The following is a 16,096-nucleotide window of genomic DNA, read 5'->3' on the forward strand; positions in this document are numbered from 1 at the left end:
ATTCTATCTGGTGTCCTGCGGTTCAATATTCTTACCTTTGTGAAAGCTAGCGTTGTCCATAAAAATAACAGAATTTTCAGGAAGTTCTGGGAGCAATATTTTTGTGATCCAAACATAAAAAACATCACGATTAATATTGCAATCAAATAATCCGATAGCAAAAAGGGTTGTTCCCAATAAAGCGCCAATAACATTTGTTCTTCCCTTAGCACCCCAGTTTTTCAGGCCAAAACAACGGTGACCTTTTGGGGAATAGCCGTGAGTTCGTGGAGTGTCATGTGAAAAACCACTTTCATCAATAAAAACAACAGATTTATCTTTTTTTTCATACTGTTGTCTTTTTTGCTGATGTGCCAGCCTGTCGCTTTCGTTGGTTTTTGGATGGAATAGAGTTTTTTTTTATAGGTTAATCCCAGCTTTTTAAGGGATTGCCAAATAGTCTTTTTACAAACACCGAATCGCTCTGCCCGTTCCTTTTGGTAAGCATCTGGATACTGTTCCACATCTTTTGCTAAAGCATTTTTATCGAGCTTCCTCTTACGTGGCGTTGAATTTTTTGGCTCTGGTCGTTTAAGCCAACGTACTAAAGACGCTTTTCCAATACGGAATTGTTTCGCAGTTTCTCGAATTGTTAAACCTTCGGCTTTCCTTACAGATATTACTTTACGTCGAAAATCAATTGTATAACTCATAACACACCTTGTAATCAAAATTAAGTCGCCTAGCTATAAATAGACAAAATCTTATAAATTAAAAGCAACTTATTGTAATTTAAACAAATTTATACGTTTTAGTAACTTGCAAATTAACCATTGCTTTTAAGCCATTTCTGGAATTTTATATTCCTGTGCGAAACTCGTGATCTTGCTGGGCTAAAGGATAAACAACCTCCGTTAACATTTTTCGCATCCGTGCTGATGGACTTAAAAAGCCGTAATAGCGGATCATGTGAAATCATTTTTCTGGCACATGAGACGCAAACAGGGTAATAAATTCATCGGATGTCATGACTAGGTCTTCCTGTTTTTTCGTGCGGGGGCTCTGTAGTGGCATACTAAATTTGGCCACCTAAGTTGAGGTGATATGCTTACCTCATAATTTTTATAGGTGCCGAAATGAGTAAAATAATTACTGCTGAATTTAAATGTGAAACTGCCAAATTAGTCCTTGACCAAAATTACACCTACCAGGAAGCCGCGAAAGGCATGAACGTCAGTCTTTCAGCGATTAGCCGGTGGGTAAGAGCCCTTCGTTTAGAACGTCAAGGGAAAACATCGCCTGGTCTGCCATTAACACCTGAACAAATTGAGTTCAGAGAAATGAAGGAAAAAATCCACCGGCTGGAAATGGAGAATGACATCTTAAAAAAGGCTACTGCGCTCTTAATGTCCGACTCACTGAAAAATTTTCGGTAGTTGAAAAGCTAAGAGTGCTTTATCCGGTGAAAACTTTGTGTCGTATTTTTAATGTTCACCGAAGCAGTTATCGCTATTGGTGTCGGCCTAAGGAGCCAGATATTGAGCGGACGATAAAACGTAGCCTAGTCAGCGAAGCGTGGAACGTTAGTGGCGGCTCTGCTGGCGCAAGGACTATCACCACGATGGTTACCAATACACACAACGTGAAACTTGGGCGGTGGTTAGCGGGTAAGTTGATGAAAGAATTAATCATCGTCAGTTGCCAAGAGCGAAAACATAAATACAACCGCGGTGGAAATGAACGTATTGATATTCCAAATCTGCTCAATAGGCAGTTCGCTGTTACAAAGCCTGACCAAGTTTGGTGCGGCGATGTAACCTATATTTGGACAGGCTCACGATGGGCCTATCTGGCTGTGGTATTGGATTTGTTTGCCCGAAAACCGGTGGGCTGGGCAATGTCATTTGCACCAGACTCAGAATTAACCGCCAAAGCACTACAAATGGCTTGGGAACTACGTGGGCATCCCAAACAGGTGATGTTCCATAGTGATCAGGGAAGTCATTATACCAGTCGTCAGTATAGGCAGGCATTGTGGCGTTATCAGATGACCCAAAGTATCAGTCGCAGAGGGAATTGTTGGGATAATAGTCCGATGGAACGATTCTTCCGTAGTCTGAAGACAGAATGGGTGCCAACGACTGGCTACCAAAGCTTTAGTACTGCTCAGTCAGCCATTATTCGCTACATAACCCACTAACTATAGCGATATAAGACCTCACTGGTATAACGGTGGATTAACGCCAAACGAATCAGAGCGACTGTTCCGTGAACAGTCAGGTAGGGTGGCCAATTTTAGTTGACCACTACACTCTTATAGCGTAACGTGATGTTATCTTCGCCGGAATAATGTTTTAAGCGACTGAGCGAGACAGGGGGGGTTCTTTAGATAAAATCCGAGATAAAGGGTGACATGGGTAATATTGGAAAGAATATCAGAAAGATTAATATTCCACCCGCGCTTGTAGTGAGTGTTAAGTAATTGATTCCATGATGCTTTACTTCTTCCTTCAGCTTTAAGCTCATCGGGAATGGTGAGCGTGTAATAATGTTTTCTCAATAATGCCCTTATCCGATATCGCCACATTGTCATAATGTTTTCGCGATAAAAGCTGATATCCCGCCAGCTGTGGTTGAAAAATGAATATGCGGATGCCATTTTTGGTCTCGTCCCCAGGTATGGATGGCAGTGAAAACGCCCGGGTGATATTGAGGTCATGGCAGATGGTTAATATCACATCAGCGGCTAATCGATTCATTTCACCGAGAAGCCAACGGTTGGCGCGAATAATAGGCCAATATTCACAAGGCATGGTAAAAGTGATGTGCTGCCAAGGAACTTCGGGTAACCAAGCTAGCGTATTGTTAATCCATTGTAGGCAAGCTTTGACGCCACAATGTGGGCAGCTTCGACTAAATTTAACCCGTTTCTCAGAATTACATTGAGGGTCAGGACAGCGCCAAATTGACCACCCCATAAGCGAAGTGCCGTTTTACCATGGTTTTCATCACAACAGTGCGGACACTATCAGGGGGTTGGCGATTAAGCCAATTGAGCCAGCGTTGACCAAATTGAAAAACATGACTAAAACGCGGTGACATAAAAGGGACCAAAAGATTGAGACAATAGGTATCGGGTTATACCAGTACTAACAAGCAATGACAAGTCGTCGCCATAGGCGACCATCTTGATTGTAAGCTTTACACAACGAAAAGCGGGATAACGGCGGCAGATTTATTAAACGACAAGGTTCTGCCTTTTTACACCCAGCATGGATTACCGATTTTACGTATACTGACGGACAGAGGCAGTGAGTATTGTGGTAAAGTTGAGCATCACGATTATCAACTTTATCTCGCTATCAACGATATTGATCATACAAAAACTAAAGCTCGTTCACCTTAAACCAATGGGATTTGTGAACGCTTTCATAAAACCGTATTACAAGCGTTCTATCAAGTGGCTTTTCGTAAGAAAATCTTCGGTAATTTAGCCGAATTACAAGCTGATTTAGACAAATGGTTAGACGAATACAATAACCAACGCACTCATCAAGGAAAAATGTGTTGCGGTCGAATTCCTATGGCAACTTTACACGATGGAAAACAACTTTGGAGAGAGAAAGATTTAAATCAAATTTAACCTGACAGGTACTGTATAAATAACCGGTAACTGTCAGATCAAGTCTGAGCTAATGCACAGAAATTCGTGATCAGATACAATTATAAAAGTGTGCTGATAGCATTAGCCAGGCTACTTTAGATTTTCGATTAGCATTAGGTGAAAATGGATTTAGAGAGGATTTGCAGCAATTGCTTAATCAACAGTCGGCAGTGTATTGCAGCGTCTTGAGGATGCATTGGAATTTAGCTATGAGGTGATGAAACTGTCGCTGGGGCGTTCTATCGCGTTAGATGCTATTTTTGATCGAACAACAACTTATCGTAATCGGTTAAAAGAGACAACAATACCTGGGTTTAGCTATTGGTTTGAAAGTTTTGGCCGCCATTTTTATTAGCATTAACACCATTAACGGTGGCGGATAAATTTCATGACATGATAACCACTGAAAAAGGCAGTTGGATCTTTACTTCAGCTACGTTAGCAATCAGTGATAAACTAAAAGCATGTTGCTCAATAGTGAAATAAAGTTGCTTAAAATAAAAACAAGTTAGATACATCTAAAAAATACAAAAATAGTTTATTTTTTAATCTTACATAGGTTATTTTTAATGCAAAAATTGATGATTTTATCATCAGCGGCTGGTTTTTTTGTAAGTCATAATTAATTTTGCTATTGAGCAACAGGCTTTAAGTTATTTTAGCCAGCGTCTAGGTTTGGAGAAAGCCAATAATTTAATCTTACCAAATCCATTTGACTATCAGCGCCAAACATTACTTTGGGCGTTGTTTCTTTTTATGTACATCACTTCATATGATGCGTGAATTAACAGAAATGTTTCGCGATTATTTGAATTTACCTGTTTTGTTGCAGGGAGAAACCAGTAAAGCGCGATTGTTGTCACAATTTACAGCAGCAGGTAATGCATTATTAATAGCTACCAGCAGTTTTTGGGAAGGTGTTGATGTTAAAGGCGATGTTCTTTCTTGCGTCATTATCGATAGATTACCCTTTACGGTCGCCAGATGAACCATTATTGCGAGCGCGTATGCAAGATTGTCAGCTCCAAGGCGGCAATGCATTTTATGATGTCCAATTACCTTATGCGGTGCTTAATTTAAAGCAAGGGGTTGGCCGGCTTGTGCGTGATGTTAATGATTCTGGGGTTATTATTATTTGTGATAATTAGTATCGCGACCTTGTGGTGAAATTTTTTTTAATAGTTTACCGCCTTCGCCTAGGACACGTAGTTTGCAAGCGGCGATTGACTTTTTAGCAAAAACGTCATTAATTAAATAAATAGTGGCGATAACATATAAGTTTTTTCTTATTGATACCTTCTTATTCAACAAAATATGTTAGTGTTAGCAATTATTTAGTCATAAAAATAGCCAGGATCTAAAATATGGCAATCCATATATTAGCGATTGATACCGCCACTGAAGCGTGTTCTGTCGCCCTATGGCGCGATGGAGAAATTTTTACTCAATTTGCCGTTTCACCGCGGGAGCACACCCAAAAAATATTACCGATGGTAGAGCAGTGTCTTATTGATGCGCATTTGGATTTACAACATATCGATGTTTTAGCTTTTGGACGTGGGCCAGGCAGTTTTACTGGCGTTCGTATTGCTGTCAGTATTGCTCAGGGGTTGGCATTTGGGGCTAATTTACCTATGATAGGCATCTCTTCGCTGTTAACTATGGCGCAAGGAGCTTATCGTCAATTAGGTGTAAAAAAAGTATTGGTAGCGATAGATGCAAGAATGGGCGAAATTTATTCTGCTTGTTATGAACTTAAACCAGATGGGTTTTGGCAAGGTGAAGGAAGTGAGGCAGTGCTCAAGCCAGAGCAGTTTTTAGCCAAAATAAATGGCTTAAGCGGACAATGGGCTATTGCCGGGACAGGTTGGTCAGCCTATCCTATATTAAGAACGACAAATTTAAATTTATTGGAAAGTGGTATTTCTTTACCTGATGCGCAAGATATGTTGCAGTTAGCTTTACAAGAGTGGCAAAAAGGTAAAACAGTTGACGCTGAAGAAGCCCAGCCGGTTTATTTACGTAATGAGGTTAGTTGGAAAAAATTACCCGGCCGTTGATACTTGCTTAAAATTATTATGCCGTTTTAAGGGGTGGTTTATGAAAATAAAGTTAAACTACCAGGCTGCCATAAAGGTTGCTCTGTTTGCTAGTGTTGTTTTATTAGCTGGATGTGTTTCAATTCCCGCGTCAATTAAGGGAACGACACAAACACCGGTTGAAAGTTTATCAGCAGTGCGCGAGGCCCCTGAGCTTTATATTGGTCAAGAAGGGCGCTTTGGCGGTAAGGTGATTTCTGTTTTAAACAACAATAACCAAACTCGGCTTGAAATAGCAGTGATGCCATTAAGCAAATATGACGCTGCGCCAAAGTTAAATACACCATCGGTAGGACGTATCTATGCTTATATTGGCCGTTTTTTGGAGCCATCAGATTTTAGCGGCCGCTATATTACTGTCGTTGGGACAATTACTGGCATTGAAGTAGGAAAAATTGATTTAGTTTCCTACCAGTATGTCAAGATTGCTGTATCAGGTTATCAACGTTGGAATCAAATGCAATCAGTTGTATTGCCACCTTCAGGTTGGGGATATGGATCGCCATGGTATCCAAACTATCCTAATTCGCCTTATTATTGGAATTGGGGCCCTTGGGGTTATCCTGTTGGTGAGGCTAAAATACGAACTTATTTAACCGAATAATTATTAGTTTTATCAATGAGTCAGGGTAAATATTTTGCCATATTTACCCTGATTGGTTTTTGGATTGAGCAAATTTTGCGCTGCTAAAAGGTGCGGTTATGCGCTAATATGACAAAAAGCATTGTTTTTTCGAAAAAAAGTCGAGCGATATATAATTATTCCGCTAATTTTTATAGCTAACTGAAAATTAATCAAAATGTAGAAGCTGATAAATTAGCTTAGTTTAAACTTATTCGAGATTTGAAATTAAATAGTGATACATATCTCAGCATTAGCACAGAACGGTTCTCAAACTAGTATGCTGAGTTGGTATTTTGTTAACAAATTAATTTTTGTCGGTTACTTCACTTAGTTTCAAATCAGGAGTGTTACAGTGGAAAAAATCTAGCTAAAAAATTATCCATCTGATGTACCGGCAGAAATAGGACCGGTATCTGAAATATCATTAGCAGACTTACTAGAAAATACGGTTACTGAATATGCTAATCGTCCAGCTTTCATTAATATGGGTGAAATAATGACCTATCGTAAGCTGGAAGAACGTAGTCGAGAGTTTGCGGCCTATTTACAAAATGGCTTAGGTCTGCAAAAAGGCGCTCGTATTGCGCTGATGCTACCCAATTTATTACAGTATCCGATTGCACTTTTTGGTATTTTACGTGCAGGTATGGTCGTCGTTAATGTTAATCCGCTTTATACCCCCACGAGTTTCGCACCAATAAAAAAACGCTCTATTTTTAAGTTTAATTCAGCATAATATATAAATAGACAAAATCTTATAAATTAAAAGCAACTTATTGTAATTTAAAAAATTTATACGTTTTAGTAACTTGCAAATTAACCATTGCTTTTAAGCCATTTCTGGAATTTTATATGCCTGTGCGAAACTCGTGACCTCAAGAGAATTAGAACATCAACTTAATGATAGTGAAGCTATTGCGATTGTTATCGTATCAAATTTTGCCTATACATTAGAAAAAGTCGTTTTTAATACCCAAGTTAAACATGTCATTCTAACTTGTTTAGGCGATCAACTGTCTCGGCCAAAGGCGACGATTGTTGATTTTGTTGTTAAATATATAAAACGTCTGGTACCTAAATATTATTTTCCACAAGCGATCCCTTTTCGCCGAGTTATGCAAGTATGTGAAACCTGATATTTCTGGCGAGGATTTGGCTTTTCTCCAGTATACCGGCGGAACCACCGGCTCAGAGAAAGGCGCAATGCTTACCCATTATAATATGTTGGCAAATGTTGAGCAGGGCAGAGCCACTTATTTGTCTGCTATGCAGTTAGGTAAAGAAATTATTGTGACGGCGTTGCCGCTGTATCATATTTTTGCCTTGACAGTAAATTGTTTGTTATTTGTTAAAATTGGCGGTACTAATTTACTGATCACTAATCCGCGGGATGTTGCCGCAACAGTTAAAGAACTTGCGCGTTATTCTTTTACTGGCATTACAGGTGTTAATACATTATTTAATGCCTGGTTGCATAATGAAGAATTTAGAAAACTTGATTTTTCCCATTTGAATGTCTCTATTGGCGGTGGTATGCCGGTACAAAAGACAGCAGCAGAAGAGTGGCAACAACTGACGGGCAAGTGTTTACTGGAGGGCTATGGTTTAACTGAGTGTTCTCATTAGTGACGGTTAACCCATACAATTTAAGTAAATATAATGGTAGCATTGGTTTTTGCCTATGCCTTCAACTGAAGTCAAGTTTATTGATAATAGTGGTAATGAAGTTCCAATTGGCCTGCCTGGTGAGATGTTGGTACGTGGTCCTCAAGTCATGAAGGGTTATTGGCGCTCTCCTGCTATGACCGACGAAGTGCTGCAAGATGGCTGGTTAGCGACCGGTGATATTGTCAAGATCGATGAAAAAGGCTTTATCAAAATTGTTGATCGCAAAAAAGATATGATTTTAGTTTCTGGTTTTAATGTTTACCCGAGTGAAATTGAAGAAGTTATCTCTAATCATCCCAAAGTCATTGAAAATGCAGCAATTGGTGTGGTAGATGAAAATACTGGTGAAGCGGTAAAAGTCTTTGTTGTATCTACTGATCCTACTTTGACTACCGAAGAATTAAAACTCTATTGCCGTCAATATTTGACTGCCTATAAAGTGCTTAAGTTTTTTGAGTTTCGCTCTGAGTTACCTAAGTCGAATGTAGGTAAAATTTTACGACGACAATTAAGAAAAGAAGAGCAGAAAAAATATCAAGTATCGGCAGAAAATCATCAAGTAACACAAACATTAGATAGTTAATTTTGGTAAACAGCATCGGTAAAGTGGCGGCCAAGAGTGATGTTGTTAAAAATAAATCACAAAGAGAAAAACGTTTTGAATTATCAGTTGATTACCACAGATGCTCAACTTGAGAAAGTTTGTCAAGCAGCAGCGAAGGCTAACAAAATAGCTTTAGATACAGAATTTGTGCGAGTAAAAACTTATTATCCACAGTTTGGTCTTATTCAGCTATATGACGGTGAGCAACTGTCATTAATTGATCCTATTGCCATTACTAATATGGAACCGTTTAGAAATTTATTAACAGATGGCAAAGTGACTAAAATCTTGCATGCTGGTAGTGAAGATATAGAAGTATTTTTACATCACTTGGCTTGTGTTCCACGGCCGATGTTAGATACACAAATTATGGCAGCATTTCTTGGTCATCCAATTTCTAGCGGATTTGCAAGCTTAGTGAATGAATATTTAACGATTACGTTAGATAAGAGTGAGTCACGAACAGACTGGCTTATTCGGCCGTTGAGTGATAAACAGTGTCAATATGCGGCCGCTGATGTGTTTTTTTTATTACCTTTAGCCGAAGAAATATTGTCGTTGATTAATAAATTAGGCTATTTACCGGCGGCAACCGATGAATGTCAGCGAATTTTGTTACGTCGACAAGAGATATTATCACCCGCAGATGCATATAAAAGTATTAAAAATAGTTGGCAATTGCGGGCTCAACAGCTTGCCTGTCTTAAACAATTAGCTGCCTGGCGTCTTAACCAGGCTCGACGGCGTGATTTAGCGGTCAATTTTATTGTTAGAGAAGAACATCTATGGAAAATAGCGCGTTATTTGCCTAATTCATTGACACAACTGCATACTCTTGGTTTAACTGGGCAGGAGATCCTCTGCCATGGTCAGGATTTGTTGCAAATCGTCGCGACTTGTTGTGATATTGAGGAAAATGCGTGTCCGCAGCCGCTTTATCATCTTATCAATCATCCTCAATATCAAGAGGCATTTAAGGCGGTTAAAACATTAACTAAACAAATTGGCGAACAAGCAGAGTTGAATTCAGAGTTATTAGCTTCTCGACGCCAAATTAATCAACTGCTAGCGTTCCATTGGGGGTTGAAAAAATCAGACTATAAGCCCGATTTGTTGGCTGGCTGGCGTGGGCAATTATTAAGTGATCCTTTAAAGCAATTATTGGAATTATATTGTTAGCTGATTTGTTTTTAAAACTGTCTTTTTTGTTATCTTTTTGTTAATTGAACTAATTCATCGATTTGTAATAAATCTTTGAATTAGTTTGTCCAAGGTATAGTGTAATTAATTTAAAACTGTATCTTGAGCATGAGATTAAAAATATCTTTTCTTTCTGTGTTTCTCTTTCTATTAATTTAAATAAGTTATTTTTTATAACAATATAAATAATTTTATTTTATGCCAATATCACTAAATATAAAAACTATACTAAATAGGGTTACTATCCGACTCTACTAATAGAAATAAACCAGTTATTAATATTAATCCTGTTGATAATAAAGGAGTATCCTGCACGAGTTTCGCAAGCTACGAAAAAGAAGTATAAAGTTCAAAACAACACGAGTTTCGCACAGGCATATAAAATTCCAGAAATGGCTTAAAAGCAATGGTTAATTTGCAAGTTGCTAAAACGTATAAATTTGTTTAAATTACAATAAGTTGCTTTTAATTTATAAGATTTTGTCTATTTATATATTATGCTGAATTAAACTTAAAAATAGAGCGTTTTTTATTGGTGCGAAACTCGTGAACAAGAAAAAATTAGGATGTTTATATTTTGTCAGTTTATCCATGCATTAAAGATATCCACGAGTTTCGCACAGGCATATAAAATTCCAGAAATGGCTTAAAAGCAATGGTTAATTTGCAAGTTGCTAAAACGTATAAATTTGTTTAAATTACAATAAGTTGCTTTTAATTTATAAGATTTTGTCTATTTATATATTATGCTGAATTAAACTTAAAAATAGAGCGTTTTTTATTGGTGCGAAACTCGTGTTTTATTTTTTTTCGTCCGTTTCAGGTAAAGTTACATTTAACTCTAAAACCGAGATATCATCATTTTTTTGTTCAAATTGTACTGTGAGCATTTCTGGATCAATTTGGACGTATTTACAAATGACCTTTAAAATATCACGTTTCATTGCGGGTAGGTAAGCCGGCCCACAGTCATTACGTCGGCGTTCGGCAACAATAATTTGTAGCCTTTCCTTGGCAATATTGGCCGTTGATTTTTTTTTCGACAGGAAAAAATCTAATAAGGCCATATTTTATCCTCCAAACAAGCGCTTTAAGAAGCCTTTTTTTTCTTCTTCAATAAAACGAATAGGGCGGTTTTTACCTAAAATTCGATCAACGCAGTCACTGTATGCTTTGCCTGCATCAGATTTGGCATCGAGAATAACAGGCTCTCCTTGGTTAGAGGAACGTAAAACAGATTGATCTTCAGGGATCACACCAATCAGTGGGATACACAAAATTTCAAGTACGTCTTCCATACTCAGCATATCACCATGGGTGACACGACCTGTATTATAACGGGTAAGCAAAAGTTGCTCCTTGATGGGTTCTTCGCCACGTTCTGCACGGCGTGATTTAGAAGCGATAATACCGAGTATGCGATCTGAATCACGTACAGAAGAGACTTCAGGGTTGGTGGTAATAATTGCTTCATCGGCGAAATAAAGTGCCATCAATGCACCACTTTCGATACCTGCGGGTGAATCGCAGATAATGAATTCGAAATCTAATTTTTTCAGTCCATTTAACACTTTTTCAATGCCTTCGCGTGTTAATGCATCTTTATCACGCGTTTGTGAAGCAGGAAGTATATGAAGATTTTCCGTCCTTTTATCTTTAATAAGTGCTTGGTTGAGTGTGGCATCACCTTGGATCACATTCACAAAATCATACACTACGCGGCGTTCGCATCCCATAATTAAATCGAGGTTACGTAGACCAATATCAAAATCGATCACAACGGTTTTTTTTCCTCTTTGGGCCAGGCCGGTAGCGATGGCTGCGCTGGAAGTAGTTTTGCCTACGCCACCTTTACCTGAGGTTACAACAATAATGCGTGCCATGAAGTCATTCCTGTAATAAGGTCTAAATGATATTATTAACCGTCAATTCATTATTTACCAAACAAAGTCTAGCTGCTTTTCCGATAAAATCTGCAGGAATTTGTTCACTTAACCAAAATTGTCCAGCAATAGAAACTAATTCCGCTTGTAAGTGTGTACAGTAAATTTGACAATCATTATCGCCAGATGCGCCAGCAAGTACTCTACCACGCATCATGCCATAAATATGTATATTGCCATCAGCAATCAATTCAGCACCAGCACTAACATTAGCGTTAACAATTAAATCACAATTAGCGGCATATATGCGTTGTCCTGAACGAACATGGGTGGTAATAATACGCGTCTTGCTATGTTCAGTGGTAGCGATATTGGCAGTTTTTTTATTTTGACCTTCACTAAGTAAAGGTAGGCCAATATCAGTGATAGCCTGGCGCAATTTAGTATTGGTACATCCACTAACACCAACTATCTTTAAACCTGTCTGACTAATAATTTTATAGCAGGATAAAATAGTATTTACATCTAATAGACCAGTAACATTGAAGACAACAGGGGCATTTCTCAAAAACTCAGGCGCTTGGTCAATTTTTTCCTGAATTGCTTTTTTAATAGCTTCAGGATCTTCATTATGAATATGAAGAACGGTGAGAGTGAAGCTACTGCCTTTTAGTTCGATTGGTGATTGTGCCATCTGCATTCGACTCAGCATGTTGAACTGACCCATAGTGGAATTTTGGACGATGATATTAGAAAATACAATATTATGTTATAGTTACTTAATTAGTCAGGCAAGTCAAAAATGTTAATAAAAAAGAGCTAAATTGAATGTTTTGTGTCATTTATTGTAGTGCAAAGAAGGAACAAACTTATCTTTATGTAGAAAAAAAAGACAATTTTTCACGCGTTCCCAAACCATTATTACAGCAATTTGGTACTCCCCGATTTGTCATGACTCTCAGTTTGACAGATCGAAAAAAATTAGCCAATGCTGATATTGATAGGGTTAAAAGGGAGCTTATCGAGGTTGGTTATTATCTCCAGTTTCCGCCTCCGGTTGAAAATATAATGGAAGATTATCGCTTTTTAGTAAACAACTGATGGCCGCCTCAAAATTATGGATAAAGGCTATGTGTCGAAAAACCATCGTTTAAAAGGGTCTTGGGTCGGAGCAATGGGACAAACTCAGTTTATGCCCACCTCTTATCTACAATGTGCTATAAATGGTAGTGGTAATGGTCAGATTGATATCTGGCACAATAAAGCAGATGTTTTGCTTCAATTGCCAATTACCTTAGGTATGAAGGCTGGCAAATTTATTTACCTTGGGGTACACAGGTTAAGTTACCAATAGGTTTTGATGTTGGTTTCGCAGGGATAAAGAAAAAAGGAAAATCCGTAGAACAATGGAAAAAGCTTGGCATAGAAGTTCCTGTGATGGCTAATTTGGTGTTAACTACACAGACTTGGTTAATTATTCCAAAAGATCCGAAAGGCTAGATCTATCTGGTGACCGATAATTTTTGCACCATTATGCATTGGAATCGTTCTTACTATTTTTCATTATCTGTCTGTTTAATGGCTGAGGTATTGCTCAACAAATATAATAAATTGAGTATAAGCAACAATAAATAGGAGTAAGACTATGTATCAACACCATGATTGGCAGGGCGTTTTGCTGGATGTATCTGCTAATAAAGTGGTTTGTGTAGGCAGTAATTATGCCGAACATGTGCAAGAAATGAACGCAAAGCAGCATAAAGAACCAGTCATTTTCATTAAGCCGGAAACCGCGCTTTGTGATATCACTCAACCTATTTTGTTGCCAAAAGAGCTAGGCACAGTACATCATGAAATCGAGTTAGCTGTTTTGATTGGCACGACGCTGAAACAGGAAAATGATCAAGAGAGAATTAAATCAGCAATTAAAGGGGTTGCCGTGGCACTTGATTTGACTTTACGTGATTTACAGCAAACATTAAAAGCATCTGGCCAGCCATGGGAAAAATCCAAAGCTTTTGATGGTGCTTGCCCAATATCCGGATTTATTGCTGCTCATGAGTTTGGTGACCCACAAAAAGCGATCTTAAGTTTATTGGTTAATAACGAAATACGACAGGAAGGAAACACCGCCGATATGCTGACAGCTATATTACCTTTGATCAGTTATATATCGCGTTTTTTTACTTTACGCCCTGGGGATGTTATTTTGACTGGCACACCCAACGGTGTTGGCCCACTAGAAGTGAACGACGAGCTTACCCTTCATTTAAACGATCGAATTTTAAAAACACGAGTTATCTAATAAGAGGATTTTTATTTTATATGTCTCAGTCTTTATGAACCAGATTGTATCAAATTGATAAGGGATAATTTGATTACCTTCCGTTGGTTACCTAACACCTGTGCTTATCGTTTAATTGCTGAAGGAAAACCGCTGCCAGCCTGGCATCCACTAAAAACCGGTTCAAAATTAGCCATGCACTAAGCTAAAATATCCGTTCGGCATATTGCGGTTAGAGAAATTGAGGTGATGGATTGGGAAGTTCATATTATTAATACCCTTTGATCTTAGAGAAAAAAATGGAAAACCATTATTTAGAGCAATATGTTAGATTAGCTAATGTTAATGATATTGCATCACTTTTTGCTATTCGAACCAGTGTAAAAGAAAATCACCTTTCCAAAAAACAACTGATTGATAAAGGAATTACACTTGACGCATTACGCGATATTTTGTTTGCGTTACCTTGTGCCTGGATTTCGGAAATGGCTGGTAATCCTATCGGTTTTTCTATGGCGGATATGGAACAAGGCAGTATTTTTGCTTTATTTGTTCGTCCTGAGTTTGCTGGGCGAGGTTTCGGCAAAATTTTATTAACCAAAGCTGAAACGTTTCTTTTTCAACAATATAAAAAAATTTGGTTAACGACTGATGCTGCCATCACAACGGATACTATTGACCAATTTTAGATGACTAATAAAATAATCAAGTTAATAATATTAATTAATCAACTTTTCCAGTCGTATTTCTCCATTTTGTAAATTTTTAACCGGCAACCAACCCAGTTTTTGATAAAAACCGCAGGCACGACTCGCAGATTCGCTCAAGTTACCTAAGAAACTAATTATCAATTATGGCTGTTATATTCAGCAATCGACAACTGGAAGTTACTAGGCCGTTAGCGGCAGTTGCTGGTGGTATTCCACTTTGGATTATTCATTGGTTAATTAGCGATAGTTTTGTGCCATAAGCGCCCTAAAGCACTCATGGCAATGAGCTGCCAGAAACCCTAGCAATAAATATTGTTTTAATGTTAAAGATTAACCTTCAATTTTATTAGCACACGGCTCTCCTTGAGCAATCTGTTTAATATTTTGTAGGGTTGTTTCGCTAATATTATTGAGCGCTTCTTCGGTTAAAAAAGCTTGGTGTCCAGTGAATAGAACATTATGGCAGGCAGATAAGCGGCGAAAAACGTCATCTTGGATCACATCATTCGATTTATCTTCAAAAAATAACTCACGTTCATTTTCATATACATCCATCCCTAAGGCGCTAACTTTTTGTTGTTTTAGTGCTTCGATTGCCGCATTAGAATCAATTAAGCCGCCGCGGCTGGTATTGATCACCATAACCCCATCTTTCATTTTATTGAAGGATTGTTCATTGAGTAAATGATGATTTTCCTTTGTTAATGGGCAATGGAGACTAATAATATCGGCATGCTTTAATAAAGCATCTAAATCAACATACTCAGCACCAAGCTTTAATGCTGCTTCACTGGGATAGGGATCATAGGCAAGTAGTTTCATACCAAAACCTTTAAGAATGCGTAATGTTGCTAAACCGATTTTACCGGTACCGATAATGCCAGCAGTACGATTATGCATGTTAAAACCGGTTAATCCTTCCAGTGAAAAATTGGCATCCCGAGTACGTTGGTAAGCGCGGTGAATACGTCTATTTAGACAAAGCATTAAACCCACCGTATGTTCAGCAACAGCCTCGGGAGAATAAGCTGGTACGCGCACAACTTGAATGCCCAATTTTTTTGCAGCAACTAAATCGACATTATTAAATCCGGCACAACGTAAAGCTAAAATTTTAACTTCCAGCTTTGCAAGCTCTTTAAGTACTGCGTGACTGGCATCATCATTAACAAATATACAAACCGCATCAGCACCTGTGGCATTTTTAGCAGTTTGCGGTGTGAGTGGAAAATCAAAGTACTCGATATCAAAATTAAAATGCCCCTGTTTATTGATTTGATCGAAATGAATGCGGTCGTATTGTTTTGTACTATAAGAAACGACTTTCATTGGAGGCTCCAATATAAAATGAGTATAACTTTTGCACCTATAGCGATAAAT

At 38.1% G+C, this 16,096-nt stretch carries 13 protein-coding genes and 8 pseudogenes; 14 read left to right on the forward strand and 7 right to left on the reverse strand.

What is annotated here, in order from left to right; genetic code table 11:
• Positions 1-3: 3 nt before the first annotated feature.
• A complete protein-coding gene (locus AYJ55_RS34530) occupies positions 4-300 on the reverse strand; it encodes a transposase (protein WP_425393790.1) in 297 nt (98 codons plus the stop codon).
• Positions 222-692: an IS630 transposase-related protein gene (locus AYJ55_RS31835; RefSeq protein ID WP_063654407.1), complete on the reverse strand. Its 471-nt coding sequence runs from the start codon at positions 690-692 to the stop codon at positions 222-224. The genes AYJ55_RS34530 and AYJ55_RS31835 overlap by 79 nt, the downstream gene beginning before the upstream one ends.
• Positions 693-1,115: 423 nt before the next feature.
• Between AYJ55_RS31835 and AYJ55_RS08915 the strand changes: the two are divergent.
• Positions 1,116-2,282: pseudogene (locus AYJ55_RS08915) on the forward strand (IS3 family transposase).
• A gap of 7 nt (positions 2,283-2,289) precedes the next feature.
• On the opposite strand, the pseudogene AYJ55_RS35795 reads toward AYJ55_RS08915, so the two are convergent.
• Positions 2,290-3,081: pseudogene (locus AYJ55_RS35795) on the reverse strand (IS91 family transposase); the annotation flags it as partial.
• A 94-nt stretch (positions 3,082-3,175) separates the two neighbouring features.
• On the opposite strand from AYJ55_RS35795, the pseudogene AYJ55_RS08925 reads away from it, so the two are divergent.
• From AYJ55_RS08925 to rnd, 8 genes and pseudogenes are all read left to right on the forward strand, one after another.
• Positions 3,176-3,622: pseudogene (locus tag AYJ55_RS08925) on the forward strand (integrase core domain-containing protein); the annotation flags it as partial.
• Positions 3,623-3,678: 56 nt separating this feature from the next.
• Positions 3,679-4,102: pseudogene (locus AYJ55_RS35800) on the forward strand (ATP-dependent helicase); the annotation flags it as partial.
• A 189-nt stretch (positions 4,103-4,291) separates the two neighbouring features.
• Positions 4,292-4,901 (forward strand): annotated as a pseudogene (locus tag AYJ55_RS28470) (ATP-dependent DNA helicase); the annotation flags it as partial.
• A 106-nt stretch (positions 4,902-5,007) separates the two neighbouring features.
• Positions 5,008-5,703, forward strand: coding sequence for a tRNA (adenosine(37)-N6)-threonylcarbamoyltransferase complex dimerization subunit type 1 TsaB (tsaB, locus tag AYJ55_RS08940; RefSeq protein WP_063655712.1), 696 nt, complete (start codon positions 5,008-5,010; stop codon positions 5,701-5,703).
• 40 nt (positions 5,704-5,743) lie between these two features.
• The gene (locus AYJ55_RS08945) at positions 5,744-6,346 is read left to right on the forward strand and encodes a Slp family lipoprotein (protein WP_063655714.1); all 603 of its coding nucleotides are present in this window, start codon (positions 5,744-5,746) and stop codon (positions 6,344-6,346) included.
• A 421-nt stretch (positions 6,347-6,767) separates the two neighbouring features.
• Positions 6,768-7,103 (forward strand): AMP-binding protein, encoded by a 336-nt coding sequence (locus AYJ55_RS28475; RefSeq protein WP_342668155.1) that lies wholly within the window; start codon positions 6,768-6,770, stop codon positions 7,101-7,103.
• Positions 7,104-7,239: 136 nt separating this feature from the next.
• Positions 7,240-8,618: pseudogene (locus AYJ55_RS08955) on the forward strand (AMP-binding protein); the annotation flags it as partial.
• 75 nt (positions 8,619-8,693) lie between these two features.
• A complete protein-coding gene (gene rnd / locus AYJ55_RS08960; RefSeq protein WP_063656274.1) occupies positions 8,694-9,818 on the forward strand; it encodes a ribonuclease D in 1,125 nt (374 codons plus the stop codon).
• 821 nt (positions 9,819-10,639) lie between these two features.
• Here the strand turns inward: rnd and minE are convergent.
• From minE to minC, 3 genes are read right to left on the reverse strand one after another with little or no spacing between them, the layout of a single operon-like run.
• Positions 10,640-10,906 (reverse strand): cell division topological specificity factor MinE, encoded by a 267-nt coding sequence (minE, locus tag AYJ55_RS08965; protein WP_032115886.1) that lies wholly within the window; start codon positions 10,904-10,906, stop codon positions 10,640-10,642.
• A 3-nt stretch (positions 10,907-10,909) separates the two neighbouring features.
• Positions 10,910-11,722 carry a septum site-determining protein MinD gene (minD, locus tag AYJ55_RS08970; RefSeq protein WP_063655718.1) on the reverse strand — a complete coding sequence of 271 codons (813 nt, stop codon included), beginning with the start codon at positions 11,720-11,722 and terminating at the stop codon, positions 10,910-10,912.
• Between the two features lie 22 nt (positions 11,723-11,744).
• Positions 11,745-12,416, reverse strand: a complete 672-nt coding sequence (gene minC, locus AYJ55_RS08975) for a septum site-determining protein MinC (protein WP_063656276.1) — start codon at positions 12,414-12,416, stop codon at positions 11,745-11,747.
• A gap of 134 nt (positions 12,417-12,550) precedes the next feature.
• Here minC and AYJ55_RS08980 point away from each other — a divergent pair, with 134 nt between their 5' ends.
• From AYJ55_RS08980 to AYJ55_RS09000, 5 genes and pseudogenes are all read left to right on the forward strand, one after another.
• Positions 12,551-12,823 carry a YcgL domain-containing protein gene (locus AYJ55_RS08980; protein ID WP_063655720.1) on the forward strand — a complete coding sequence of 91 codons (273 nt, stop codon included), beginning with the start codon at positions 12,551-12,553 and terminating at the stop codon, positions 12,821-12,823.
• A 16-nt stretch (positions 12,824-12,839) separates the two neighbouring features.
• Positions 12,840-13,222, forward strand: a pseudogene (locus tag AYJ55_RS28480) (lytic murein transglycosylase).
• A 145-nt stretch (positions 13,223-13,367) separates the two neighbouring features.
• Positions 13,368-14,027, forward strand: a complete 660-nt coding sequence (locus AYJ55_RS08990; RefSeq protein ID WP_063655726.1) for a fumarylacetoacetate hydrolase family protein — start codon at positions 13,368-13,370, stop codon at positions 14,025-14,027.
• A gap of 33 nt (positions 14,028-14,060) precedes the next feature.
• Positions 14,061-14,291: pseudogene (locus AYJ55_RS08995) on the forward strand (YcgN family cysteine cluster protein); the annotation flags it as partial.
• On the forward strand, positions 14,288-14,695 hold the full coding sequence (locus AYJ55_RS09000) for a GNAT family N-acetyltransferase (RefSeq protein ID WP_063655729.1): 408 nt from the start codon (positions 14,288-14,290) through the stop codon (positions 14,693-14,695). The pseudogene AYJ55_RS08995 and the gene AYJ55_RS09000, both read left to right, overlap by 4 nt.
• A gap of 351 nt (positions 14,696-15,046) precedes the next feature.
• On the opposite strand, the gene AYJ55_RS09005 is transcribed toward AYJ55_RS09000, so the two are convergent.
• A complete protein-coding gene (locus AYJ55_RS09005; protein WP_063655732.1) occupies positions 15,047-16,045 on the reverse strand; it encodes a 2-hydroxyacid dehydrogenase in 999 nt (332 codons plus the stop codon).
• Positions 16,046-16,096: the final 51 nt, after the last annotated feature.

This window comes from Candidatus Arsenophonus triatominarum, from assembly GCF_001640365.1.
In the GTDB taxonomy this organism is placed as follows: domain Bacteria; phylum Pseudomonadota; class Gammaproteobacteria; order Enterobacterales; family Enterobacteriaceae; genus Arsenophonus; species Arsenophonus triatominarum.